The 24,401-nt window shown below is 72.5% G+C and carries 21 protein-coding genes; 2 read left to right on the top strand and 19 right to left on the bottom strand.

Annotated features, from left to right (window positions below; genetic code table 11):
- Nucleotide 1 precedes the first annotated feature (1 nt).
- The 6 genes from carB to pyrR all read right to left on the bottom strand — a co-directional run bounded on the left by carB (nucleotide 2) and on the right by pyrR (nucleotide 9,513).
- A complete protein-coding gene (carB, locus tag CC117_RS08810) occupies nucleotides 2–3,325 on the bottom strand; it encodes a carbamoyl-phosphate synthase large subunit (protein ID WP_071083253.1) in 3,324 nt (1,107 codons plus the stop codon).
- Nucleotides 3,325–4,512, bottom strand: coding sequence for a glutamine-hydrolyzing carbamoyl-phosphate synthase small subunit (carA, locus tag CC117_RS08805; RefSeq protein WP_071083252.1), 1,188 nt, complete (start codon nucleotides 4,510–4,512; stop codon nucleotides 3,325–3,327). The genes carB and carA overlap by 1 nt, the downstream gene beginning before the upstream one ends.
- 199 nt (nucleotides 4,513–4,711) lie before the next feature.
- Nucleotides 4,712–6,463, bottom strand: a complete 1,752-nt coding sequence (locus CC117_RS08800; protein ID WP_241829946.1) for a PH-like domain-containing protein — start codon at nucleotides 6,461–6,463, stop codon at nucleotides 4,712–4,714.
- 20 nt (nucleotides 6,464–6,483) lie between these two features.
- Nucleotides 6,484–7,839, bottom strand: coding sequence for a dihydroorotase (locus CC117_RS08795; protein ID WP_071083250.1), 1,356 nt, complete (start codon nucleotides 7,837–7,839; stop codon nucleotides 6,484–6,486).
- Nucleotides 7,836–8,768 (bottom strand): aspartate carbamoyltransferase catalytic subunit, encoded by a 933-nt coding sequence (locus CC117_RS08790; RefSeq protein WP_071083249.1) that lies wholly within the window; start codon nucleotides 8,766–8,768, stop codon nucleotides 7,836–7,838. The genes CC117_RS08795 and CC117_RS08790 overlap by 4 nt, the downstream gene beginning before the upstream one ends.
- 40 nt (nucleotides 8,769–8,808) lie before the next feature.
- Nucleotides 8,809–9,513 (bottom strand): bifunctional pyr operon transcriptional regulator/uracil phosphoribosyltransferase PyrR, encoded by a 705-nt coding sequence (gene pyrR / locus CC117_RS08785; RefSeq protein WP_071083248.1) that lies wholly within the window; start codon nucleotides 9,511–9,513, stop codon nucleotides 8,809–8,811.
- A gap of 462 nt (nucleotides 9,514–9,975) precedes the next feature.
- On the opposite strand from pyrR, the gene bldD reads away from it, so the two are divergent.
- The gene (gene bldD, locus CC117_RS08780; protein ID WP_006540108.1) at nucleotides 9,976–10,473 is read left to right on the top strand and encodes a transcriptional regulator BldD; all 498 of its coding nucleotides are present in this window, start codon (nucleotides 9,976–9,978) and stop codon (nucleotides 10,471–10,473) included.
- Nucleotides 10,474–10,679: 206 nt separating this feature from the next.
- On the opposite strand, the gene nusB is transcribed toward bldD, so the two are convergent.
- Together nusB and efp are read right to left on the bottom strand one after the other, a co-directional pair.
- Nucleotides 10,680–11,219, bottom strand: coding sequence for a transcription antitermination factor NusB (nusB, locus tag CC117_RS08775; protein ID WP_256385363.1), 540 nt, complete (start codon nucleotides 11,217–11,219; stop codon nucleotides 10,680–10,682).
- Nucleotides 11,216–11,779, bottom strand: coding sequence for an elongation factor P (gene efp, locus CC117_RS08770; RefSeq protein ID WP_071083246.1), 564 nt, complete (start codon nucleotides 11,777–11,779; stop codon nucleotides 11,216–11,218). Before efp ends, nusB begins: the two co-directional genes overlap by 4 nt.
- 236 nt (nucleotides 11,780–12,015) lie before the next feature.
- Here efp and CC117_RS08765 point away from each other — a divergent pair, with 236 nt between their 5' ends.
- Nucleotides 12,016–12,303 carry a putative quinol monooxygenase gene (locus tag CC117_RS08765; protein WP_071083290.1) on the top strand — a complete coding sequence of 96 codons (288 nt, stop codon included), beginning with the start codon at nucleotides 12,016–12,018 and terminating at the stop codon, nucleotides 12,301–12,303.
- A 50-nt stretch (nucleotides 12,304–12,353) separates the two neighbouring features.
- Here the strand turns inward: CC117_RS08765 and aroB are convergent, their stop codons facing one another.
- From aroB to CC117_RS08710, 11 genes are all read right to left on the bottom strand, one after another.
- Nucleotides 12,354–13,469 carry a 3-dehydroquinate synthase gene (gene aroB, locus CC117_RS08760; protein WP_071083245.1) on the bottom strand — a complete coding sequence of 372 codons (1,116 nt, stop codon included), beginning with the start codon at nucleotides 13,467–13,469 and terminating at the stop codon, nucleotides 12,354–12,356.
- On the bottom strand, nucleotides 13,469–14,005 hold the full coding sequence (locus CC117_RS08755; RefSeq protein WP_071083289.1) for a shikimate kinase: 537 nt from the start codon (nucleotides 14,003–14,005) through the stop codon (nucleotides 13,469–13,471). The genes aroB and CC117_RS08755 overlap by 1 nt, the downstream gene beginning before the upstream one ends.
- A gap of 92 nt (nucleotides 14,006–14,097) precedes the next feature.
- Nucleotides 14,098–15,282, bottom strand: a complete 1,185-nt coding sequence (aroC, locus tag CC117_RS08750; RefSeq protein WP_071083244.1) for a chorismate synthase — start codon at nucleotides 15,280–15,282, stop codon at nucleotides 14,098–14,100.
- A 146-nt stretch (nucleotides 15,283–15,428) separates the two neighbouring features.
- Complete coding sequence (locus tag CC117_RS08745; RefSeq protein ID WP_071083243.1) at nucleotides 15,429–16,085, bottom strand: prepilin peptidase; 657 nt, start codon at nucleotides 16,083–16,085, stop codon at nucleotides 15,429–15,431.
- A 10-nt stretch (nucleotides 16,086–16,095) separates the two neighbouring features.
- Nucleotides 16,096–17,058, bottom strand: coding sequence for a shikimate dehydrogenase (locus CC117_RS08740; protein WP_071083242.1), 963 nt, complete (start codon nucleotides 17,056–17,058; stop codon nucleotides 16,096–16,098).
- Nucleotides 17,059–17,061: 3 nt separating this feature from the next.
- Nucleotides 17,062–18,531 (bottom strand): endolytic transglycosylase MltG, encoded by a 1,470-nt coding sequence (gene mltG, locus CC117_RS08735; RefSeq protein ID WP_071083241.1) that lies wholly within the window; start codon nucleotides 18,529–18,531, stop codon nucleotides 17,062–17,064.
- Complete coding sequence (ruvX, locus tag CC117_RS08730) at nucleotides 18,528–19,061, bottom strand: Holliday junction resolvase RuvX (RefSeq protein ID WP_071083240.1); 534 nt, start codon at nucleotides 19,059–19,061, stop codon at nucleotides 18,528–18,530. The genes mltG and ruvX overlap by 4 nt, the downstream gene beginning before the upstream one ends.
- Nucleotides 19,058–21,700: an alanine--tRNA ligase gene (alaS, locus tag CC117_RS08725; RefSeq protein ID WP_071083239.1), complete on the bottom strand. Its 2,643-nt coding sequence runs from the start codon at nucleotides 21,698–21,700 to the stop codon at nucleotides 19,058–19,060. Before alaS ends, ruvX begins: the two co-directional genes overlap by 4 nt.
- A 101-nt stretch (nucleotides 21,701–21,801) precedes the next feature.
- Nucleotides 21,802–22,164, bottom strand: a complete 363-nt coding sequence (locus tag CC117_RS08720) for a hypothetical protein (RefSeq protein WP_071083238.1) — start codon at nucleotides 22,162–22,164, stop codon at nucleotides 21,802–21,804.
- Nucleotides 22,164–22,667, bottom strand: coding sequence for a DUF948 domain-containing protein (locus tag CC117_RS08715; RefSeq protein WP_071083237.1), 504 nt, complete (start codon nucleotides 22,665–22,667; stop codon nucleotides 22,164–22,166). The genes CC117_RS08720 and CC117_RS08715 overlap by 1 nt, the downstream gene beginning before the upstream one ends.
- 261 nt (nucleotides 22,668–22,928) lie before the next feature.
- Nucleotides 22,929–24,350, bottom strand: coding sequence for a replication-associated recombination protein A (locus CC117_RS08710; protein ID WP_071083236.1), 1,422 nt, complete (start codon nucleotides 24,348–24,350; stop codon nucleotides 22,929–22,931).
- Nucleotides 24,351–24,401 lie beyond the last annotated feature (51 nt).

Raw genomic sequence — 24,401 nt, 5'->3', positions numbered from 1 at the left:
CTCACCGCTCCGACGCGGTCGCCGCTGTCGCTCCGGACGGGTCGTCGGGCACGGAGCCCCAGGCCGACCGAAGTGCTGTGTGGTACTCCTGCAGCGGCCGCACCCCGAGTTCACCCCGGACGAGGGACTCGATACCCTGCACGCACGCCCCGGCCGCCTGGATCGTCGTGATGCAGGGCACCCCGGCGCTGACGCAGGCGGTACGGATCTCGTAGCCGTCCAGCCGCGGCCCGACACCCCACGGGGTGTTGATGACCAGATCGATCTGACCAGACATGATCATTTCAACGCAGTCGACGAGGTTATCGCTGGGAGCCCGATGCTTGCCCAGGACCACAGCCTTGACCCCGTTGCGCCGGAGGACGTCGGCCGTCCCGGCTGTCGCGTAGACAACGAACCCGAGATCCGCCAGGCGCTTGATCGGGAAGATCATCGCGCGCTTGTCGCGGTTTGCGACCGAGACGAAGACCCGTCCGAACGTCGGCAGCGAGGCATAGGCAGCCGACTGCGACTTGGCGTAGGCCGTACCGAAGGCGTCGTCGATCCCCATCACCTCACCGGTGGACCGCATCTCCGGGCCGAGCACGGTGTCCACACCGCGGCCGCCGGCGTCGCGGAACCGACCGAAGGGCAGCACCGCCTCCTTGACGGAGATGTGCGAGTCCAGCGGCAGCGTCCCGCCGTCGCCGTAGGCCGGCAGCAGGCCCTCGGCTCGCAGCTCGGGCACGGTGGCACCGAGCATCACCCGGGCCGCGGCCTTCGCCAGCGGCACCGCCGTCGCCTTCGAGACGAACGGCACGGTGCGCGAGGCCCGCGGGTTGGCCTCCAGGACGTACAGGACGTCCGACTGCAGTGCGTACTGGACGTTGAGCAGACCGCGCACGCCCACGCCCTCGGCGATCAGGCGGGTCGACTCGCGGATCCGGTCCAGCTCGGACCGCCCGAGGGTGATCGGTGGCAGCGCGCAGGCGGAGTCACCGGAGTGCACGCCGGCCTCCTCGATGTGCTCCATCACGCCGGCGAGGTAGAGCTCCGAGCCGTCGTACAGGGCGTCGACATCGATCTCGATCGCGTCGTCGAGGAAGCGGTCGACCAGGACCGGGTGCTCCGGCGAGATCTTGGTCGCCCGTTCGATGTAGTCGCGCAGCATCGCGTCGTCGTAGACGATCTCCATGCCGCGCCCGCCCAGCACGTAGGACGGCCGCACCAGCACCGGATAGCCGATCCGGTCGGCGACCGTCCGGGCCTCTGCGTACGAGGTGGCCACGCCGTGCGGTGGCGAGGGCAGGTTCGCCGCCTCCAGGACCTGGCCGAACTGCCCACGGTCCTCGGCGAGGTGGATCGCCTTCGGCGGGGTGCCGACGACCGGGACACCCGCGGCGGCGAGCGCGGCGGCGATGCCCAGCGGGGTCTGCCCGCCCAGCGAGACGATCACCCCGGCGAGCGGCCCGGCCTGCGACTCGGCGTGCACGACCTCCAGGACGTCCTCGACGGTCAGCGGCTCGACGTACAGCCGGTCCGCGGTGTCGTAGTCGGTCGAGACGGTCTCCGGGTTGCAGTTGACCATCACCGCCTCGTAGCCGGCGGCGGAGAGCGCCATCACCGCGTGGCAGCAGGCGTAGTCGAACTCGATGCCCTGACCGATCCGGTTCGGGCCGCTGCCCAGCACGATCACCCGCGGGCGGTCGCTGGGCGCGACCTCGGTCTCGGTGTCATAGGACGAGTAGTGGTACGGGGTCTCCGAGGCGAACTCGGCGCCGCAGGTGTCAACCGTCTTGTAGACGGGACGGATGCCCGCCCGGTGGCGGAACGACCGGACGACGTCCTCCTTCGTGCCGAGGATGTCCGCGAGCTGGGCGTCGGAGAACCCGGCCCGCTTGGCGCGGCGGATCCCCTCCGGATTGCGCGTCAGCGAGGCGGCGATCTCGTTGAGGAAGACGATCTGGTCCACGAACCACGGGTCGATGCCGGTCTCCGCGGTGACCGCGGCGGGCTCGGCACCGGCCAGCAGCGCCTGCTGGACCGTGCGCAGCCGCCCGTCGTGCGGCACGCGGGCCGCGGCGAGCAGCTCGTCGGCGCCGACCGCCGGCGGGGTGAAGGTGAACGCGAGGTCGGCCTGTTCCATCGACCGCAGCGCCTTCTGCAGTGCCTCGGCGAAGCTGCGGCCGACCCCCATCGCCTCGCCGACGGACTTCATGGTCGTGGTCAGCGTCGTGTCCGCCCCGGGGAACTTCTCGAAGGCGAAGCGCGGCACCTTCACGACCACGTAGTCCAGGGTCGGCTCGAAGGCTGCCGGGGTGGTGCGGGTGATGTCGTTGGGAATCTCGTCGAGGGTGTAGCCCAGCGCCAGCTTCGCCGAGATCTTGGCGATGGGGAATCCCGTCGCCTTGGATGCCAGCGCGGAGGACCGGGAGACCCGCGGGTTCATCTCGATCACGACGAGGCGCCCGGTGGCCGGGTCGACAGCGAACTGGATGTTGCAGCCGCCGGCATCCACGCCGACGGCGCGCATGACCGCGATCGACATGTCGCGCATGCGCTGGTACTCGCGGTCGGTGAGGGTCATCGCCGGGGCGACGGTCACCGAGTCGCCGGTGTGCACACCCATCGGGTCGATGTTCTCGATCGAGCAGACGACGACCACGTTGTCGGCACGGTCGCGCATGAGCTCGAGCTCGAACTCCTTCCAGCCGAGCAYGGACTCCTCGACCAGCACCTCGGTGGTGGGGCTGGCTGTCAGGCCGTCCGCCGCCATCCGCCGCAGCTCGTCGACATCATGCGCGAAGCCGCTGCCGGCGCCGCCGAGGGTGTAGCTCGGCCGGACGACGACCGGGTACGAGAACTCCTCGGCCGCGGCCAGGCAGGCCTCGACCGTGGTGCAGATCGCGCTGCGTGCGGTCTCGCCGTCCACCGAGGCGACGATGTCCTTGAACGCCTGCCGGTCCTCGCCGGAGCGGATCGCGTCGATGTTCGCGCCGATCAGGCGCACCCCGAAACGCTCCAGCACCCCGGCGTCATGCAGCGCGACCGCGGTGTTCAGTGCGGTCTGGCCGCCCATGGTCGCCAGAATGGCGTCCGGCCGCTCCCGTTCGATGATCTTCGTCACGATCTCCGGCGTGATCGGCTCGACATAGGTGGCGTCGGCGATCTCCGGATCAGTCATGATCGTCGCGGGGTTGCTGTTGACCAGGATCACCCGCAGACCCTCGGCCCGCAGCACCCGGCAGGCCTGGGTACCGGAGTAGTCGAACTCGCACGCCTGGCCGATGACGATCGGCCCCGACCCGATCACCAGCACGGACCGCAGGTCCTCGCGCCTGGGCATCAGCCGTCCCCCCGCATCTGCCGGTTGGCCGCCATCAGGCCACAGAACCGGTCGAACAGTCCCTGGGCGTCGTGCGGGCCAGGCGCCGCCTCGGGATGGAACTGGACACTGAACGCCGGCACGTCCAGGCAGGTCAGCCCCTCGACCACGTCATCGTTGAGAGCGACATGGCTCACCGCGACCCGCCCGTAGGGCGTCTCGCTGAGACCGGTCAGCGGCGCGCGGACCGCGAAGCCGTGGTTGTGGCTGGTCACCGCGATCCGACCGGACCGGGTGTCGGCGACCGGCTGGTTGATGCCCCGGTGCCCGTAGGTCAGCTTGTAGGTCTCGAAGCCCAGCGTGCGGGCGAGCACCTGGTTGCCGAAGCAGATCCCGAAGACCGGAACGCCCGCGTCGAGCACACCGGTCAGCGTCTCCACCGCGTAGTCGGCGCTCGCCGGGTCGCCCGGCCCGTTGGAGAGGAAGACACCGTCCGGCGCGAGGGCCAGCAGGTCCGCGGCGGTGCTGCGGGCCGGCAGGACGTGCACCTCGCAGCCGAGCTCCGCCATGGACAGCGGCGTGTTCCGCTTGATGCCCAGGTCGAGCGCCGCGACCCGGTAGATCGGCAGCCCGGACCGCGCCTCGACGACATACGGCTCAGCCGTGCTGACCTCGGGCGCCAGGTCAGCGCCGACCATGCCGGGCGACGCCTGCACCCGCTCGAGCAACGAGTCCAGATCCGTGTCGGCGCTGCTGATCCCGCACCGCATCGCGCCGCGCTCACGCAGGTGCCGGGTGAGTGCACGGGTGTCGAGCCCGCTGATGCCGACGACGCCGGCGTTCTCCAGCTCCTCGTCGAGGGTGCGCTGGGCCCGCCAGCTCGACGCGATCCGGCTCGGGTCACGGACCACGAAGCCGGACACCTGGATGCGCTCCGACTCGTAGTCGGTGTCGTTCACACCGGTGTTGCCGATGTGCGGCGCCGTCATGATCACGATCTGCCGGTGGAACGACGGATCGGTGATCGTCTCCTGGTAGCCGGTCATCCCGGTTGAGAAGACAGCCTCACCGAAAGCCTCGCCGACCGACCCGAACGCCTCACCCGCGAAGCTCCTGCCGTCCTCCAGCATGAGCACCGCCCGCCGGGTCGCGCCCGGCCCCGGCCGCTCGCGCTCCAGCGGCGCAGGCTGCCTGTCCAAGCCGCTCACCGGCCCACTCCCGCCCTGATGATCCCTGCCGCCTGGCCGTCCGCCAGGTGCCTGCCGGGCCTGGCCATCGGCCCGGCCCCACTGTCCTGCCCGCCGTGTCGCCCGCCGGGTCGGCGGCTGCCGACGGGGCGCAGCGCGCTGCCCCGGAGCCGCCCTCGACCTTCATCGTGTCGCTGATCTCCCGGGCCGGGCCGTGCCGTCATCGGCGCCCCTCCCAACCCGGCCCGCGCTCGCCGGGTGGCAGGGCGAACCTGTGTACATCCTCGTCGCGGGACCGGCCTGCGACCGGAACCACCGGCCACGGATGGTGCGCGCCGGACGCCGCCTGGTCACCCTGGTACCCGGCTTCCGCCGTCCCGGGATAGGCCTCCCGCTCCGGAAACGCGGCCACATCGTAGGCACCCGTGCCCGACGGCCCGCCGCCGTGGACCGTGGCGCCCCGCCCGACCGTGTCGTGGGCACCCGTGCTGTACGCACCCGTGTCGTAGGCACCGGTGGGATACCCGCCGGTGGGATGTGCACCGGTCTCGTAGGCGCCTGCGAGGTGCGCACCGGTACCGACGCCGATGTCGTATCCGCCCGTGGCCCCGGTCCCTGCCCCGGTCGCACGAGTGCCCGCGCTGTAGGCGCCGGTGGTGTGGGAACCCGTGTCGTAACCACCCGTGTCGTAACCACCCGTGCGGCGGGAACCGGTCTCGTAACCATTGGTGCTGGAGGAACCGGTGCTGTACGCGCCGGTGGTGTACGCGCCGGTGGTGTACGCGCCGGTGCCGTGCGAGCCGGTGCCGTGCGAGCCGGCCTCGAGGGCGCCGGTCTCATAGCCGCCGGTCGGATGCCCCGCTGCCGGATGGCCGCCTGTGGAGTGGCCACCCGTCGAGTGGCCGCCGGTCGGGTAGGCACCGGTGACGAAAGGCGCCGGGGCGTGCGCTCCGGTGCTGCGGTGGTCCACCTCGTGAGCCCCGGTGTCCCGGGCTTCCCCGCCGCGCGGGCTCACCACGAACGAGCCCGTCCGGCGAATGCCGGTGGTCTGCTCCAGTTCGTGGGTGGAGGCGGCCGCCGGCACCGGGAGGCCCGACTCGTCCGAACGGGCCGTGGGGCCGGCGGGCGCCCCGCCGTGCGGACCGCCGACCGGGATGCCCGCCGGTCGCGGGTCGCCACGGCGCCACCGGGGCTGCCGCCCGTTCACCGGGATCGGCATGGTCGCGGGCCCCCCGGAGGGGACGGCGCCGCCGTCAGCCGGTCGCCCTGCCGGGGCGGCCGGCCTCGGCGGGGCCGGGACGCGGGGTCGCAGGCGGGCGCGCGGGCGGGGGACGGCGTGCGGCGAGGTGATGTCACCGGACATCGGCGCGGTCGGCATCGGACCGATGAGGTCGTGGACGGAGCGAACCACCTTCGGCTGGCGGGCGCGGTCCTCGCCGCGGAAGCCTGCCTCCAGCTCCCTGCCCTCAAAGGACCAGGCCACCACGATCAGCCGGCTGGGTGCTGCGACCTTGCCGGCGTGGCCGCGTTCCAGCCGGGCTCCCCGCACGGCCTCCCGGGGAATCCAGAACGGCTGCCCGTCCCGGTCGACCCGCACACCCATCTCGTAGACGGCGATGTAGTCGCCGTCCTTGCCCGCGAGCCCGCGGGCGGTGATCCACTCCCGCCAGCGGCCGGCGTCCACCGTGCCGAGGTACCGCCCGCGCAGCGGCGCGGCCAGGACGTTCCCCGTCTCCTCCGGCGGCTCGGGCAGGTCGGGCAGGTCGTCCTCCTGCTGCTGGTCACGGTCGCGCCAGGCGCGCCGCATCGCGCCGATGACGGCGACCGCCATCAGCAGCAGGCCGACGGCGAGCAGCAGGTTCAGCACCGGCCCGCTCGGCCGGCCGGCGGCGAGGACGACCGGCCCGGCGAGGGCGAGCGGCGCGGCCGGGGCGCCTGAGCTGACCGCAGGCAGACGGACGGATCGGGGCAAGACGGATCGGGGCAAGGAGGTCATACGATCTTCCCGTCGAGCACGGTGGGGCGGCCCCGCAGGAACGTCGCCCGGATCAGGCCGGGCAGGTTGCGGCCGCGGTACGGCGTGTTGCCGCTCCGGCTGGCCAGGGCGTGTGGGTCGATGACGCGACTCGCCTGCGGGTCGAGCAGCGTCAGTGTGGCGGGGGCTCCGACCTGGGCGAACCCCGCGGGGTCGGGAGCGGTGTCGGTGACACCACCGATCCGCGCCGGCGCGAAGGCCATCCGCTCGGCGACGTCGGCCCAGTCGAGGTGCCCGGTGGCGACCATCGTCTGGATCACGACGGACAGCGCGGTCTCCAGACCGAGCATCCCCGGCCGGGCCGCGGCCCATTCGGTCTCTTTGTCCTCGGAGGCGTGCGGGGCGTGATCAGTGGCCACACAGTCGATCGTGCCGTCCGCCAGGCCGGCACGCAGTGCCTCTGTGTCGGCTTTCGTCCGCAGCGGCGGATTGACCTTGAACACCGGGTCGTAGGACGTGACCAGTTCCTCGGTGAGCAGGAGGTGGTGYGGGGTCACCTCGGCTGTGACCTGCCACCCCTTCGCCTTGGCCCAGCGGATGATGTCGACCGAACCGGCCGTCGACACGTGGCAGATGTGCAGGCGCGACCCGACATGGCCGGCCAGCAGCGCGTCCCGCGCGATGATCGCCTCCTCGGCGACCGCGGGCCAGCCGGGCAGACCGAGCCGTGCGGCCGTCGCACCCTCGTTCATCTGCGCACCCGCGGTGAGCCGCGGCTCCTCCGCATGCTGGGCGACGACGCCGCCGAAGGCCTTGACGTACTCCAGCGCCCGGCGCATGAGCAGGGCGTCCGACACACAGTGGCCGTCGTCGGAGAAGACCCGCACAGCCGCGGCGGACGAGGCCATCGCGCCCAGTTCGGCGAGCTGGGTGCCGGCGAGCCCCCTGGTCACGGCGCCGACCGGGCGGACGTCGCAGTGGCCGGCGTCCTGCCCGAGCCGCCACACCTGCTCCACCACGCCGGCGGTGTCCGCCACCGGATCGGTGTTGGCCATCGCGAACACGGTGGTGTAGCCGCCCAGGGCCGCGGCGCGGGTGCCCGACTCGACGGTCTCGGCGTCCTCACGGCCGGGTTCCCGCAGATGGGTGTGCAGGTCGACCAGCCCCGGGAGGGCGATCAGGTCCCTGCCATCGACGACGAGCGGGCCGCGGCGGGTGCCGCTGGCCGCGCCCTCGGCGGCGTCCGCCACCACGCCGGTGAGCTCGCCACCGCCGGGCGGTGCGACCGCGGCGACCACGCCCTGCGCGAGCACCAGGTCGCGGGGGTCACCGCCCAGCGGGCGGACGTCGCGCAGCACGATCACCGATGTCATGAGGACTCCCGTTCGGTGCCGCTGCCGCCCAGCAGCAGGTAGAGGACCGCCATCCGCACGCTGATCCCGTTGGCCACCTGTTCGACCACCGTCGAGCGCGCCGAGTCGGCCACGGAGGACGCGATCTCCATCCCGCGGACCATCGGACCCGGGTGCATGACCAGGGCGTGGTCGGGCATCAGCGCCGCACGGTCGGCGTCGAGGCCGTACCGGCGGCTGTACTCCCGCTCGGAGGGGAAGAAGGCCGCGGACATCCGCTCCCGCTGCACCCGCAGCATCATGACGACGTCGCTCTTGGGCAGGACGGCGTCGAGATCGTAGGAGACCTCGACCGGCCACCCGGAGATGCCCAGCGGGATGAGGGTCGGCGGGGCCACCACGGTGACGTGCGCGCCCAGGGTCGTCAGCAGCCAGATGTTGGACCGCGCCACCCGCGAATGCAGGACGTCCCCGACGATCGTGACGGCCAGGCCCTCGAGGCGGCCGAGCCGGCGGCGGATCGTGAAGGCGTCCAGCAGGGCCTGGGTGGGGTGCTCGTGCGTGCCGTCCCCGGCGTTCACGACGCTGCCCTGTACCCAGGAGGCGAGGCGGTGCGGCGCRCCGCTGGCCGGGTGCCGGCAGACCACCGCGTCAGCGCCCATCGCCTCGAGGGTCTGCGCCGTGTCCTTCAGGCTCTCGCCCTTCGACACGCTTGACCCCCGGGCCGAAAAATTGATCACATCGGCCGACAGTCTCTTGGCGGCTACCTCGAAGGACGTGCGGGTACGGGTGGAATCCTCGAAGAACAGATTGACGACGGTCCGGCCACRCAGCGTCGGCAGCTTGCGGACCGGGGCATCGGCAATCCGCGCCATCCGGTCCGCGGTGTCGAGCACCAGCACCGCGTCCGCCAGCTCCAGGTCGGCGGTCGAGAGCAGATGGCGTTTCACAGCCACCTCCCGGCACCCGGGTACGCCCCGCCCTGCGCCGTCACGGCGCGTCCGGAGAGACGATGCACACGGCGTCCAGGCCGTCGACCTCACGGAGGCGGACAGCGACCGACTCACGGCGCGAGGTGGGCATGTTCTTCCCCACGTAGTCGGCGCGGATGGGCAGCTCGCGGTGGCCCCGGTCGACGAGGACGGCAAGCTGTACCGCGCGGGGCCTTCCGTAGGCGGAGAGTGCATCGAGCGCAGCCCGCACGGTGCGGCCGGAATAGAGGACGTCGTCAACAAGAATGACGACCATCCCGTCCACCCCGCAGTCGGGGATCTCGGTCACCTCCAGAGGGCGCACGCCCCGCAGCCGGAGGTCGTCCCGGTACATCGTCGGATCCAGCGAACCGGCGGGRAGGCTCACGCCCTCGACGTCGGCGACCCGGCGGGCAAGCCGGTGAGCGAGGGGCACGCCCCGCGTCGGGATGCCGAGCAGCACCACTCCGTCACCGCCGGAGGTCTTCTCCAGCACCTGATGGGCCATCCGGCTGACCACACGGTTCATGTCGGCGGCGGAAAGCACGGTGCGGATGGCGCCCGGCTGCTCACTGTCACCGGGCCGGTCGGTTGCGACGGGTGCGCCGGTTGCGACAGGTGCGCCGCTCAGGTCGGTGTGGACCTGATCCCGGGGGCGGGTTGCCTTCCCCGTCGGTCGCCCGGACGTGTTCCGGGCAGGGTCGCCTTGCGCAGCCGCAGCCACGAGGTGTCCCTCCTTCCCCGCCTCACGGGACGGTCCTTAAAGGAGCGGTCAACGCGACGGTACCAGCCAGGTCAGGGGCCGCGAAGCGGGTCAGGAAGGCCTGAGGGCCGCGGCACCGGCGGACGTCGTCCCAATACGGACGGGTTCGTCCTCGACATCTGTCGGTCACCGACAACCGTCGCCGAGAGTGACTCGAATCACGATGCTCCGCACACCGAGGACGCCAATCGTCACTACACGTCACCGTAGTTAGACGGCGCGCGCCCGTTCGCTCTTCAGCCAGGAAGTGCCGACGGCGCTAATGCCAGCCGCAACCGGGAGGCTACAGAAAGTGGTACAAAGAAAGAGGCGACACGACCCCCCGGGTGTCGAGTCGCAACCTGGCGGGCACTACTATCGGTAACCGCCGGCGGCACGAGCCCCGGTTCCAAGTGATCGACCACGACAGGAGTGGGCACTTCGATGTCCGACTATGCGAAGGCGCTCGGTGCTCGGCTGCGCGCGATACGCACCCAGCAGGGGCTCTCGCTCCATGGCGTCGAGGAGAAGTCGCACGGTCGGTGGAAGGCCGTCGTGGTGGGCTCCTACGAGCGGGGTGACCGCGCCGTCACCGTCCAGCGGCTCTCCGAGCTGGCCGAGTTCTACGGCGTACCGGTCGGTGAGCTCCTTCCCGAAGGCTCGACCGTCGCTCCTCTCGAGCAGTCGCCGCGCATCGTGCTCGACCTCGAGCGCCTCGCGCAGGTCCCGAAGGAGCAGGGCGGCCCGCTTGCGCGGTACGCGGCCACGATCCAGAGCCAGCGCGGCGACTACAACGGGCGCGTGCTCTCCATCCGCTACGAGGACCTGCGGTCCCTCGCGGTGATCTACGACACGTCCCCGAGCAAGCTCACCGAGCAGCTCGTGTCCTGGGGTGTGCTCTCGCCCGAGCAGGGCAGCGAGCCCGCCGCCTCGGACGCCTAGGCCCGCGCCCGACGCACCAGGAGCAGCCGGCCCACCGGGACAGCTCCGCTGCGCAGCACCACTGCCCAACCAGCACAGCACCGCCGTACCAGCACAGCACAGCTCTTCTGGGGGGACCCCGGTACGTCACCGCAGTGACGTACCGGGACACCGCGCGACAGGCAGGCCCCGCCTACAGAGCGCCGCCTGTCAGGGCCCCCCGCCGATCAGCCCTCGGCAGTCTCCGCCCGCAGCACCGCACCGCCGGGCGCATCCCGGTCGTCGCCGGCCGCGGCGTCATCGTCGTCAACCGGATCGGCAGCGGCGGGARCAGGGGCGCTTCCGTTCCCGGTCGCCGGGCCGCCCGCCGCCGGCTTCTCCTGCAACAGGCTGGCCAGCAGGCCGTTCACGAACGCCGGTGAACGGTCGGTCGAGATGGTCTTGGCCAGCCGCACCGCTTCGTCGATCACGACGCCATCCGGTACGTCACCACGCCAGAACAGTTCCAGGACCGCGATCCGCAGGATGTTGCGATCGACCGGAGGCATCCGGTCCAGCGACCAGCCCTGAGCGAAACGGGCGATATGGCTGTCGATCTCCGCGAGGTGCGAGACCACACCCTCGACCAGGTCGGATGCGTAGTCCGGCACTGGAGGATCCGACTGCGCCCGCCGGGCGGCCAGGGTCTCCATCGGCCGCACCGAACGCAGATCCGCCTCATACAGAATGTCAAGAGCGCGTTTCCGCGCCTTGGACCTGGCGCTCAGCTCGTCACCCGACCGAGATAACGCCCGTCGCGGGTGTCCACCTTGACCTTCTCGCCGGTCGTGATGAACAGCGGCACCTGGATGCTGGCGCCCGTCTCGAGGGTCGCCGRCTTCGTCCCGCCGGTCGACCGGTCGCCCTGGACGCCGGGCTCGGTCTCGGAGATCGTCAGCTCGACGCTGGCCGGGAGCTCCACGTAGAGCGGCGCGTCGTCGTGCAGCGCCACGGTCGCGATCGTGTTCTCCAGCATGTAGTCGGCGACGCCGCCCACCACGCCCGGCGGAACCGGGATCTGGTCGTAGGACTCACTGTCCATGAACACGAAGTCGACGCCGTCCCGGTACAGATAGGTCATCTCGCGGCGGTCGACGGTCGCGACGTCCACCTTGATCCCGGCGTTGAAGGTCCGGTCGACGACTTTGCCGGTCAGCACGTTCTTCAGCGTCGTCCGGACGAACGCCCCGCCCTTGCCCGGCTTGACGTGCTGGAATCCGACGACGTTCCACAACACCCCGTCGATATCGAGCGTCATGCCGTTCTTCAGGTCGTTCGTTGTCGCCACTGCGCGTGTCTCTCCGTTCCGGTCGCCGCCCGGCAGATCGATCCGTACTCGACTGCCAGCCGTCGCTCGTCACCGTTTCAGGCCGCGGCAAAGTCTACAGATCCCGTCCGCGACCGCTCGACAGCCCGGGCAGTCGCGCCCCGGGCCCACCGCCGTCCCTGCCAGGGATGAGTTCCGGCACGGTGGGGAGTCTGCACTCACAGGTCGTCGACCTTCACAACCAGGAGGGTGAAATCATGATCATTGTGGCCGGGCAGCTCCTCGTCGACCCCGCCCAGCGAGAGCACTATCTCGCCGGCTGTACCGAGATCGTGCGGCAGGCGCGCGGTGCCTCGGGGTGCCTCGACTTCGCCATCTCCCCTGACCTCACCGACCCGGGGCGCATCAACGTCTTCGAACGCTGGGAGACGCGGGAGGCGGTCGAGGCCTTCCGCGGCAGCGGGCCCGCCGAGGAGCAGAGCACGGCGATGATCTCCGCATCGGTGGCCGAGTACGACGCCGAGCAGGCCCGCTCCCTCACCTGAGCCACCCGCCGCATCCACCGCCGGGTGGCGGGCAGGTGAGGGCAGGAAGGTCAGGCGCCAGCCGTGTGTACGCCGCCGCCGGGTGCCACGGCGGCGTCGTACACGGCGAGCAGCAGGTCCGGCTCCGCGCCGTCGAAGGCGCGGGTCTGCCCCAGCGACTCCAGGACGACGAAACGCAGGCGCCGCCCGCGCGTCTTCTTGTCCACCCGCATGGCGTCGAGCAGCTGTGGCCAGCGGTCCTCGCGGTACTCCACGGGAAGGCCGATCGCCCGCAGGATGTCGCGGTGCCGGGCGGCGGTGGCGTTGTCCAGGCCCGCGACCCGGCGGGAGAGCTCGGCCGCGAACACCAGGCCGACCGACACCGCGGCGCCGTGCCGCCAGGTGAACTTCTCGACCTTCTCGATCGCGTGGGCCAGCGTGTGACCGTAGTTGAGGATCTCGCGACGGCCCGCCTCGCGCGGATCGCCGGAGACGACCTCCGCCTTGACCCTGATCGAGCGCTCCACCAGTTCCGGCAGGTGCGCCGCCCCGGTGGGATCGGCCTCCAGCAGGTCAAGGATGCGCGGATCGGCGATGAACCCGGCCTTCACGACCTCGGCGAGACCGGCCTGGACCTCCACCGCGGGCAACGAGCCCAGCACGGCCAGGTCGCAGAGCACAGCCAGCGGCTGGTGGAACGCACCGACCAGGTTCTTGCCGGCGTCGATGTCGATGCCGGTCTTGCCGCCGACGGCGGCATCGACCATCCCGAGCAGCGTTGTCGGCACCTGGATGACGTCGACGCCTCGCAGCCAGCTGGCGGCGACGTAGCCGGCGAGGTCGGTGGTGGTGCCGCCGCCCAGGCCGATGACCAGGTCGTCCCGGGTGAAGCCGAGCCGGCCGAGCGTGTCCCAGCAGGTGCCCGCGACCCGCAGCTGCTTGGCTTCCTCGCCGTCGGGGACCTCGATCACGTGGGCCTCGACGCCGGCGTCGCCCCGCAGCTCGGCGACGACCGAGGCAGCGGTGGTGCGCAGCGCCCGCGGATGGATGACCGCCACGCGGGTCCGCCCCGCAGCCAGGGGCCGCAGCTCGCCGAGCACGCCCTCACCCAGCGCAACCTCGTACGGGCGGTCGCCGGCCGGGGCGACCCGGATCCGGACCACGTCGGAAACCTTCGTCGCCGACATCAGCGGCTCGCCCTTCCCGCACGTTCGACCAGGATCTCGGCGACGACGTCCTCGACGCCGAGGGCGCCGGTGTCGACCGTGATCGCGGCAACCTCTTCGTAGAGCGGGCGGCGGGCCTTCAGCAGGGCGGCGAGCCGCGTGCGTGGGCCCTCCACCAGGAGCGGCCGGTCACGGGCCAGCCCGACCCGCCGAGCGGCGTCGGACGCGCTGACATCGAGATAGACGACCCAGTGCCGGGCCAGGGCCGCACGCACCTCGGCGTCGAGCACCGCGCCACCGCCGAGAGCGAGCACTCCCGCGTGCTCGCCGAGGGCGACCAGCACCGCGGTGCGCTCAGCCGCGCGGAAGTACTCCTCGCCGTGTTCGAGGAAGACGTCGGAGACGCTCATCCCGAGGGTCGCCTCGACGTCCGCGTCGGTGTCGCGGAACGCCACCCCGAGGCGCTGCGCGAGGGCCATGCCGACCGTGCTCTTGCCCGCGCCGGGCGCGCCGACCAGCACAGCGGCCGGGCCGGATCCCGCCTCGGGCGGCGGCATCCGCGGCTCCGCGTCGGCCGAACGTGACGAGTCGGCCGCCGGGTGCAGCACCTCGCCCGGTGCGTGCGGCGCGTTGTTTCCGGCCCGCATGGTCAGCGCACCGCCAACGACTTGAGGTAGGCCTCGCAGTTGCGCCTGGACTCCTCGACCGAATCGCCGCCGAACTTCTCCAGCGCCGAGCCGGCAAGCACCAGGGCGACCATTGCCTCGGCCACGACGCCGGCCGCGGGCACGGCGCAGACGTCGGACCGCTGGGCGATTGCCACAGCCGGGTCGCCGGTGGCCACGTCGATCGTCGCGAGCGGCCGCGACAGGGTGGAGATCGGCTTCATCGCGGCGCGGACGCGCAGCGGCTCACCGGTCGTCATGCCGCCCTCGACCCCGCCGGCGCGGTCGCTGGACCGCCGCACCCGCATGCCCGGCCCCTCGAGGGGCTCGATCTCGTCGTGCGCGACCGATCCACGCCGCCGGGCGGTGAGGAAGCCGTCGCCGAACTCGACGCCCTTGATCGCCTGGATACCCATGAGCTCGGCCGCGATCCGCGCATCGAGCCGGCGGTCGCCGTGGACGTAGCTCCCCAGCCCCGGCGGGCAGCCGTAGGCGAGCACCTCGACGATGCCGCCGAGCGTGTCCGCGTCGCGGTGGGCGGCGTCGATCTCGGCGATCATGCGTGCGCTCGCGGCCGGGTCGGCACAGCGCACCGGATCGGCGTCGACCGCGGCCAGCGACACCGGCGGAGGCGTGCCCGGGGGCACCTCGGCCGCGCCGATCGCGACGACATGCGAGACGATCTCGATGCCGTACGCCTGCTGCAGCAGGGCCTTGGCGACCGTGCCGAGCGCCACCCGGGCGGCGGTCTCCCGTGCGCTCGCGCGCTCCAGGACCGGCCGCGCGTCGTCGAAGCCGTACTTCTGCATGCCGGCCAGGTCGGCGTGGCCGGGCCGGGGGCGGGTCAGCGGCGCGTTGCGGCCGAGCCCCGCCAGCTCCTCGGCGTCGACCGGATCAGGTGACATGACCCGATCCCACTTGGGCCACTCGGTGTTGCGGACGACGATGCTGACCGGGCCGCCGATGGTCACGCCGTGGCGCATTCCACCGAGCAGCTCGATCTCGTCACGCTCGAACTTCATCCGCGCGCCGCGGCCGTGGCCGAGACGGCGACGGGCCAGCTCGGCACCGATCTCCGCCCGGGTCACCGCGATGCCCGCGGGCAGCCCCTCGACCGTCGCGACCAGAGCGGGGCCATGCGACTCCCCCGCCGTCAACCAGCGCACCATGTCGCCCAGTCTTTCACGGCGGGCAGCCCCCGCACGACTGCCGGACCTCGCACCGAAGCGGATCGACCGGCCAGGTCAGCCCAAACCGGCCCAGGTCCACCCACAGCAGGCCAGCGGCGGTCGTGGTCATCCCGGTGATCCCTCGCTCATCCCGTGCACAGCACCGCGATCAGAGCACCGGTGAGCAGAAACGGGCCGTAGGCGATCGGATCACGCCGGGACACCCGGCGCAGGAGCAGCAGCGCCATCGCCACCAGCCCCGAGAGCATGGTCGTCGCGACGAACCAGATCGCGACAGCCGGCCATCCCAGCCAGCCCACCGCCATGCCGAGCAGCCCGGCGAGCTTCACGTCCCCGCGCCCGAGACCTGCACCCGGCAGGAGCCGCAGCCCCCCGTACAACAGCCAGGCCACCGCTCCGGCGACCACCGCCCGCGACCAGCGGCCCGGTGCCTCCTCCCCCACCGTGGGCAGCGCGAGCAGGACGGCCAGCACGGCGTAGGAGGGCAGCACGATCCGGTCGGGCAACCGGTGTACCCGCAGGTCGACGGTCGCGAGCAGAACACCGACGACGGTCAGGTACAGGTAGGCGGGCAGCCGGCCGGTATGCGGGTAGATCACCGCGGCCACGGCCACGAGCAGGCCCAGGGCGATCGCGGTCAGCGCGGGACCGGAGGGCACCGCCCGCCGGGGCGGCCGGTCGTCCGCCGGTTCGAAGGAACCGACGACCCCGGGCAGCGCCGCGACCGGCAGCGCCGCACAGCCGACGGCCAGGGCAGTCACCGCGGCCGTCACCAGGCTCATCCGCCGGCGCTCATCCGCCGGGTCCCGTCACCACGGGATCCACCGCCGGCCCCGCCGAGGCCGGGCCGCTCACGAGCTCCACGCGGCCGGTGCGGCGCGACGACAGTGCAGCCAGCCCCGCAGCGAGCAGCGTGCCCTCGTCCACCGCGCGCCCGGTGAAGTGGTGGACCTGCCCGACCGCCTGCCCCACCAGAACCTCCAGGCCACCGACCACCCGGGCGCCGGACCGGTAGGCGCCGGCGGCCAGGGCCGTCGGCCAGGGGTGGTAGAGCAGTTCCAGCAGCGGACAGGTGACCGGCCACGGATGCCGGGCCAGGATGTCCGTCGCCCCCGCCGGCGTGGTGGAGATCACCAGGTCGGGACCGGCGGGCATCCCACCGGCGAGGATCCCCCACGGCAGGGCGGTGACCGAGACGCCGAGCCGGGCGCCGATTCCCACCAGCTCGGAGACCGAGCCTGGGCGGCGGGCGACGATCGCGACCCGCCCGGCACCCGCCCGGGCGAGGGCCGCGACCGCCGCCCGTGCCGTCCCGCCCGCCCCGAGCACCAGCGGCTGGACGGGCACGGCGCGGCCGAGCAGCCGTTGCAGCGCGTATCCGACGCCGTCTACGTCGGTGTTGAAGCCGGCCAGCCGGCCGCCCGGCCGGACGACCACCGTGTTCACCGCGCCGAGCAGCGCCGCCGTCGGATCGGTCTCGTCGAGCAGGTCGACGACGGCCGTCTTGAGCGGCATGGTCAGCGAGACGCCGGCCCAGCCGGGCTCGGTCCGCAACCGGTTCAGCATGGCCGGCAGCCCGGCCTCGTCGCACTCGATCGCGGTGTAGCTCCAGTCGTCCAACCCCAGGCGCGCGTAGGCGGACATGTGCAGCACCGGGGAGAGGGAGTGCACCACCGGTGCGCCCAGCACCGCCGCACGCCGGACGAGCGGACCCGGCCCGGCCGGCTCCGTCTGGTCGCCTGAGCTGATCGCCACGCCCTACTCCGATCCTCCCTGGCGGTGGTACTCCGCCATCGCCACGTCGAACTCCGCCTGGTTGGCGGCGAAGACGGTCTCCCGGGTCTGCGGCATGGAGACGAAGTAGAACCAGGGCCCGTCCGCCGGGTTCAACGCCGATTCCAGCGCCCATGGGCTCGGGCTCGCGATCGCGCCGGGCGGCAGGCCCGGGACGGCGCGGGTGTTGTACGGATCGTCGTTGTCCAGCTGCTCCCGGGTGAGTGGCCCCTCGTGCTCGTTCGCGGCGTAGCGGGTGGTCGAGTCCATGTCGAGGCGACGGAACCGGCCGCTGTCGTCCGCCAGCCGGTTGTAGATGACCCGGGCCACCTTGGGCCCCTCGCTCTCGTTCGCGACCTCCTTCTCGATGATGGAGGCCACGATCACGATGGCGCCCGGCTCCCGGCCCAGTGCCCGGGCGCGGCCCGCGATGTCGTGCTCGTCGGCGTAGGCGCTGAAGCGGGCCACGGCCTCCTTCAGGACGTCGACCGGGTCGGTGTCCGGCGCCACGTCGTACGTCGACGGAAACAGGTAGCCCTCGAGCTTGCCGCCGGCGTAGTCGGGCAGGCCCAGCGAGCTCGGGTCCCGGACCAGCGCCTCGAGCTCCGCCAACGGAGTGCCGGTCCGCGCGGACAACGCCTGCAGCACCCTGCGGACCGTGTCCCCGGGGCTGATGGTGTATCGGAACAGCGCGGAGGACGCGTCGTCAAGCAGCGCGTCCAGCGCCGACGCCGCGCTCATCTTCGAGCGCAGCCGGTAGGTCCCGGGTTGGATCGACAGCGCTCGGCTGTCCCGGGTCGCGACGTTCACGAACGCCCGGCCGCTGGCAACGACGTCCGCCTTCGCCAGCGCGGTGCCGATGTCGGAGGACGTGGCGCCGGCGGGGATCTGGACGACGACGATGCCCTCGCCGATGCCCGAGTAGTCGGCCGCGGGCTCCCCGCCGACGCGGCCGATGACCTTGCCGATGCCGAAAATGCCGGCGCCCAGGAGCGCGGCGACCACCACGAGGACACCGATCAGCTTCGGCAGCGCCCGCGCCGGCCGGCGCCCACCGGACGCCTCCGGATGCCCGCGGCCTCCCCGGCGGCCCGCGCCGCCGTCGTCCCCGTACCCGCCGCCGCCGTAACCGCCGTCGTCGGCGTAGGCGGAATCCCCGTCATAGCCGGCATCATCGGCGTAGACCGGGTCGTAGCCGGCCGGAGCCGGATCATAGCCGTCCGAGTCGGGATCGTCGGAGGCGTGACTGCTCGCGCCATACCCGGCCTCGCCGTAAGCGGCCTCGTCATAGCCGGGATCGGCATAGCCGGCGCGGTCCTGGCGGCGCCGGCCGGGGCCGGATGTCGCCGCGGTCCGGTGGCGCTCGGCACGCCCGCCCACCCGGCGGTCGTCGCGGTCGTCGTCGTAGCCGGCGCCACCGAAAAGGTCGTCGAATCCGCCCCCGTTCCGGCTCACGCCGGATCCAGAGGCCGCGGAGTACCGCCCCCGGCGGCGCCGCCGGTTCCCCCTCGTGCCCGACGGATGTCCAGGTGGTGCTGGAGGATCTGCACTGCTGCCTCCTGATCCACAAGATCACGGCGGGCCCGCGACCGCAGTCCGCGCTCAGCCATTCTGCGATGAGCGACGACCGTGGTGAGCCGCTCGTCGACGAGACGGACCGGTACGGGCGCGACACGCGCGGAAAGGACCTCGGCGTACTCCCGCGCGTGACGGACCGCATCACCTTCCCGGCCGGAAAGGTGGYGCGGCAGACCGACGACAACCTCGACAGCGTGCCTCTCCCGGACGATGTCGGCAAGCTCGTCGACGTCCGTGTGACGACGACCGGAGCCGGACCGGCGCAGCGTGGTGACCGGAACGGCCAGCAGCCCGTCCGGATCGCTGGCCGCGACCCCGACCCGCACCGAGCCGACATCCACCCCGATCCGGACCCCGCGGCCGGCGTCACGGCCGCTGTCAGGGCTGGGCGCCCCGGTGTCGCTCACGCGCTCTGGTCGGCGACCAGCTCGCGGATCCGGGCGAACACCTTCGGGATCATCGAGGCGTCGCCCCGGCCGCCCTGCGCGACGTCCGGCTTCCCGCCGCCCTTGCCGCCGAGCGCGGCCCAGGACTGGCGGACCAGGTCGCCGGCCCGCAGCCCGCGCCCGCGGGCGGCGTCGTCGGTCGCGATGACGATCGACGCCCCCGCCGCCTCGACGACGGCCACGACCGCGGGGCGGCCGGCGAGCCGGCCGCGCACGTCCAGAGCCAGCAGCCGCACATCGTCCGCGGGGGTTCCCGCCGGCACCTGGGCGGCGACGAGGGCGACCCCGCCGACCTCCTCGGCGCCGGCCGCGAGGGCGGCCGCACCGGCCAGTACCGCCTGCGCCCGCACCCGCTCCAGCTCCCGCTCCGCGTCGCGAAGCCGGGTGACGATGTCCGCGACCCGGTCCGCGAGCTCGTCGGGACGGGCCTTCAGCGCACCGGACAACTGGGAGACGAGCAGGTGCTCGCGGGCCAGGAAGCGGAAGGCGTCCATCCCGACCAGCGCTTCGACCCGACGCGTTCCGGCCGAGATGGACGACTCGGACAGGAGCTTGATCGCGCCGAGCTGCGCCGAACTGGACACATGCGTGCCACCGCAGAGCTCGCGGGCGTAGTCCCCGACGTCCACGACCCGGACCTCGTCGCCGTACTTCTCGCCGAACAGCGCCATCGCGCCGAGGCTGCGCGCCTCCTGCTGTGAGGTGACGTACCAGCGGACCTCGAGATCGCGCAGCGCGACCTCGTTGACCTCGTCCTCGACGTCGGCGAGAACCGAGTCGGGGATCGCGCCGACCGCATGGAAGTCGAAGCGCAGCCGCCCCGGCGAGTTCAGCGACCCCGCCTGCGTGGCCGACTCGCCCAGCGCCCGGCGGAACGCGGTGTGCACGAGATGGGTGGCCGTGTGCGAGCGGGACACCGCCCGCCGGCGCTGGGCGTCGACCTCGGCGGCGACGTCCGCGCCGACCCGCAGCTCGCCGCGCAGCACCTTCACCCGGTGCATGACCAGCTCGGGCACGGGGCGCTGGACGTCGAGGACCTCGCACTCGCCGCCGTCGAAAAGAATCCGGCCGAGGTCCGCCTCCTGGCCACCGCCCTCGGCGTAGAAGGGCGTCGTGTCCAGGATGATGCCGACCTCGTCGCCCTCGCCGACCGTGGTCAGGCTGCTGCCGTCACCGATGCCGACGATGCCGACCACGCCGGACTCGCGAGCCAGCTCGGAGTAGCCGGTGAAGGCGGTGGGACCGGCGGTGGCGAGGATCGGCCGGAAGGCCGACAGGTCGAGGTTGCCGATCCGCCGCGACGCCCGGTCCGCCTTCGCCGTCTGGCGCTGGCGCTCCATCAGGCGGCGGAAACCGGCCTCGTCCACCGTCAGGCCCGCGTCGGCGGCCATGTCGATCGTCAGATCGATGGGGAACCCGTAGGTGTCGTGCAGCCGGAACGCGGACTCGCCGCTGAGCTGCGCGGACCCGGTGGAACGCGCCTGGGTGGCCGCGGTGTCGAACAGCGTGGTGCCCGTCCGCAGCGTCTCCAGGAACGCGGCCTCCTCCGCGACCGCCACCGCGGTGATCGCCTCCGCCTGATCGACCAGCTCCGGGTAGATCGGGCCCATCGCCTGGCGGACCTCGGTGAACAGCTCCGCCATCACCGGCTCGCGGGCGCCGAGCAGCCGGGCGTCGCGGACCGCGCGCCGCAGCATCCGCCGCAGGACGTAGCCACGCCCCTCGTTGGACGGGGAGACCCCGTCCGAGATCAGCATCGCCGCGGTCCGGGTGTGGTCCGCGACGACGCGCAGCCGGACGTCGGCCGCCGGGTCCGTGCCGTACCGGGCGCCGGTGAGCCTGCCGGCGGCGTCCAGCACCGGCCGGGAGATGTCGATCTCGTAGAGGTTCTCGACCCCCTGCAGGAGGGTGGCCATGCGTTCGAGGCCCATCCCGGTGTCGATGTTGCGGGCGGGCAGGTCCCCGACGATCTCGTAGCCGTACTCGCTGCCCTCGCCCCGCGCGTACTGCATGAAGACGAGGTTCCAGATCTCCAGATAGCGGTTCTCGTCCGCCTCCGGGCCGCCGTCACGCCCGTACTCGGGCCCGCGGTCGAAGTAGATCTCGCTGCACGGCCCGCACGGGCCCGGCACGCCCATCGACCAGAAGTTGTCCTCCTTGCCGCGCCGCTGGATGCGCGACGGCGGCAGCAGCGTGCGCCAGATCTCCTCGGCCTCGTCGTCGTCGAGGTAGACGGTGGCCCACAGGTCGTCCGGCCGGAAGCCGTAGCCCTCGGTGATCAGCTCGAAGGCGAACGGGATCGCCTCGGCCTTGAAGTAGTCGCCGAAGGAGAAGTTCCCGCACATCTGGAAGAAGGAGGCGTGCCGGGCGGTGCGGCCGACGTTGTCGATGTCCACGGTCCGCACGCATTTCTGCACGCTGGTCGCCCGGCTCCACGGCGGCGTGAGGTCACCGACGAAGTAGGGCTTGAACGGCACCATGCCGGCGTTCACCAGCAGCAGGGTCGGGTCCTGCGCCACCAGGGACGCACTGGGGACCACGGTGTGACCCCGCTCGGAGAAGTGGTTCAGAAAGCGGCGGCGGATCTCGGCCGTGTCCATCGGTTCACGTCGTCCAGGGTCGTCGGGATGGGTCGGCCGACCAGCGGGAAGCCGGCCGGCGCCGGATCCGCGGCCTGGGTCGGCCGTCACCGGCTGGGAGATCAGGGCCGGCGTGCCCCCGGCACCAGGCGCATCGTCTGCTCCGGGTCGAACACCGCGGGCCCCGGGGAACCCTGTGGCGCACCTCGCAGGACGTCACCACCGGCAGGGTCACCGGGCCGGCCGCCGACGAGGTCATCCGGACCGCCGGCGGCATCCGGCTCGTCCAGGCCGAGCGCGGAGCGTATCTCCTCCTCCCGCTCGGCCATGGCCTCAGCCACATCGGCGGCGAACTCCCGCATCGACTGTACGAGAGACCCCGCGACGCTGGTCGGCGAGAGTGCCGACACGGCCCTGGCCACCTGCCGCACCGCCAGCACGCCCGTCGCCGCGCCGAGCGCGACGTAGAACACCCGGGTCACCATCAGCGGCCACCGCCCCGGCCGTCGCTGCCGGCGCCGACCGCGCTGCCCGCGGGCGCGCGCCTGGCAGCCCGCCGCTGCGACTTCTCCGCCTTCATCTGGGCGGACACCCGGGCCGTGAGGTCAGCCTTCGAGCGCTTCGCGACCGCCTGGCGCACCCCGTAGCTGAACGCCGCGACCCGCACCACCGGGCCGCCGAGCGTCGCGGCGAACAGCGACGTCAGGGACGAGACGTTGGTCGTCACCGTCTCCACGTTCGCCGTGATCGCGTCGATCCGGCCCAGCTCCTTGTTCACGTGCGCGAGGGCGACGTTCACCTCGTCGACGGTCGTGCCCGCCTGGCGGACGCGCGCGGTGCCCTCGTCGATCGCGATTCCGGTCTGCCGCACCCGGGCAGCCGTCTCGTCGAAGATCTTGCCGAGCTTGAACAGGACATAGCAGGCGAAGAGCACGAGCACCGCGAACGCCCCCGAGGCGATCAGGCCCGCGACCGCACCACCGGACATGTGCTTCGCCTCCATCGTTGTCGGTAACGCTGGTCTGGATGACGCCTGCTTCTGGATGACGCCTGGCCGTGCCGGACCCGGATCGCACCGCTCGCGGGCGAAGCCCCGCGCGGGCGAGTCGTCAGGCCCGTCGTGCCGGCCACGGCGCAGAGACCACCGGAGCCGTTCGCCAGTGACCTTACCGACCAGTGCGCGCACACCACCGGTAACCCCCGGGCCGTCCGTGTCCGTCCCGGGCCGGGCACAGCCGGGAACAGGCCCTCAGCCCTCGTCGCCCGCCGGGGGTGCGGAGGGCGACGAGGGCTGTCCGCGCAGGACGCCGCGCAGGAACCGCACCCGGTCGCCCGCCCGGCGCTCGAACCCGTGCCCGGACGGACGGTAGTAGTCCGACCGGGCGAGGACGTCCGGTGCGTACTGCTGACGGACCACCCCTTCCGGGTGATCGTGTGGGTACTGGTAGCCAGCACCGTGGCCCAGCCGTGTGGCGCCCCGGTAGTGGGCGTCACGCAGGTGCGACGGCACCGGGCCCAGCCGGCCGGCGCGCACGTCCGCCGCCGCGGCGTCCATCGCCGTGATCACCGCGTTCGACTTCGGCGCGAGCGTCAGATGGATCACCGCCTGGCCGAGGGCGAGGCGCGCCTCGGGCAGGCCGACCAGCTCCAGTGCCTGCGCCGCCGACACCGCGACGCCGAGCGCACCCGGGTCGGCCATGCCGATGTCCTCACTGGCGAGGATGACCATGCGGCGGGCGACGAACCGCGGGTCCTCCCCCGCCTCGAGCATCCGGGTCAGGTAGTGCAGAGCGGCGTCGACGTCGCCGCCGCGCATCGACTTGATGAAGGCGCTCACCACGTCGTAGTGCTGGTCGCCCTCGCGGTCGTAGCGGACCGCGGACCGGTCGACCGCGCGCTCCAGCAGATCCAGCCCGAGCGGGACGGGGCCGGGGACGTCTCCGGTCCCGTCGCCGTCCCCGTGGCTGCCGGTCGCGGCGGCAGATCTCTTCGCCCCCTCCAGCGCCGCCTCGGCACCAGCCTCCAGCGCGGTCAGCGCCCGYCGGGCATCCCCGCCGGCGAGCCGCACGAGATGCTCCCGTGCCTCCCCGGTCAGCTCCACCGCGCCGCCGTAGCCGCGCGGATCACGAACCGCGCGCTCGATCAGCTCGCCGATGTCGGCGTCGGTCAGCGGCTCGAGTGTGAGCAGCAACGACCGGGAGAGCAACGGAGAGACGACGGAGAAGAAGGGGTTCTCGGTGGTCGCGGCGACCAGGGTGACCCACCCCTTCTCCACCGAGGGCAGCAGAGCGTCCTGCTGCGTCCGGGTGAAGCGGTGCACCTCGTCGATGAACAGGACAGTGCGCACGCCCGACATGGACAGTGTGTCCCTGGCCTCGTCCACGACCGCGCGGACGTCCTTCACACCCGCGGTGACCGCCGACAGCTCGCGGAACCGGCGGCGACCGGCCCGCGACACGATGTGGGCCAGCGTCGTCTTGCCGGTTCCGGGAGGCCCCCAGAGCACGACCGAGGTCATGCCCCCGCCCTCGACCAGCCGGCGCAGCGGGCTCCCCGCAGCCAGCAGGTGACGCTGGCCGACCAGTTCGTCCAGATTTCGCGGGCGAAGCCTGGCCGCGAGCGGGCCGGACGAGTCCGGCAGCCCCGGCACGTCGGCGTCGAAGAGGCTCACCCGCCCACCGTACGGCGGGTGGACCGAGTGACCGCACGGCCCGGGGCTCTG

It is taken from the genome of Parafrankia colletiae (genome assembly GCF_001854655.1).
GTDB lineage: Bacteria > Actinomycetota > Actinomycetes > Frankiales > Frankiaceae > Parafrankia > Parafrankia colletiae.
Note: the sequence above shows the minus strand (reverse complement) of the source record. Positions and strands in the feature narration are given on the sequence as shown.

What these genes read in the sequence shown, in the direction of transcription:
- CC117_RS08755 (WP_071083289.1), bottom strand. Translation starts at nt 14,005, where the DNA reads ATGCCGCCGCCCGAGGCGGGATCCGGCCCGGCCGCTGTGCTGGTCGGC.
- CC117_RS08715 (WP_071083237.1), bottom strand. Translation starts at nt 22,667, where the DNA reads ATGTCCGGTGGTGCGGTCGCGGGCCTGATCGCCTCGGGGGCGTTCGCG.
- aroC (WP_071083244.1), bottom strand. Translation starts at nt 15,282, where the DNA reads ATGGTGCGCTGGTTGACGGCGGGGGAGTCGCATGGCCCCGCTCTGGTC.
- CC117_RS08765 (WP_071083290.1), top strand. Translation starts at nt 12,016, where the DNA reads ATGATCATTGTGGCCGGGCAGCTCCTCGTCGACCCCGCCCAGCGAGAG.
- CC117_RS08745 (WP_071083243.1), bottom strand. Translation starts at nt 16,085, where the DNA reads ATGAGCCTGGTGACGGCCGCGGTGACTGCCCTGGCCGTCGGCTGTGCG.
- alaS (WP_071083239.1), bottom strand. Translation starts at nt 21,700, where the DNA reads ATGGACACGGCCGAGATCCGCCGCCGCTTTCTGAACCACTTCTCCGAG.
- aroB (WP_071083245.1), bottom strand. Translation starts at nt 13,469, where the DNA reads ATGTCGGCGACGAAGGTTTCCGACGTGGTCCGGATCCGGGTCGCCCCG.
- bldD (WP_006540108.1), top strand. Translation starts at nt 9,976, where the DNA reads ATGTCCGACTATGCGAAGGCGCTCGGTGCTCGGCTGCGCGCGATACGC.
- CC117_RS08720 (WP_071083238.1), bottom strand. Translation starts at nt 22,164, where the DNA reads ATGGTGACCCGGGTGTTCTACGTCGCGCTCGGCGCGGCGACGGGCGTG.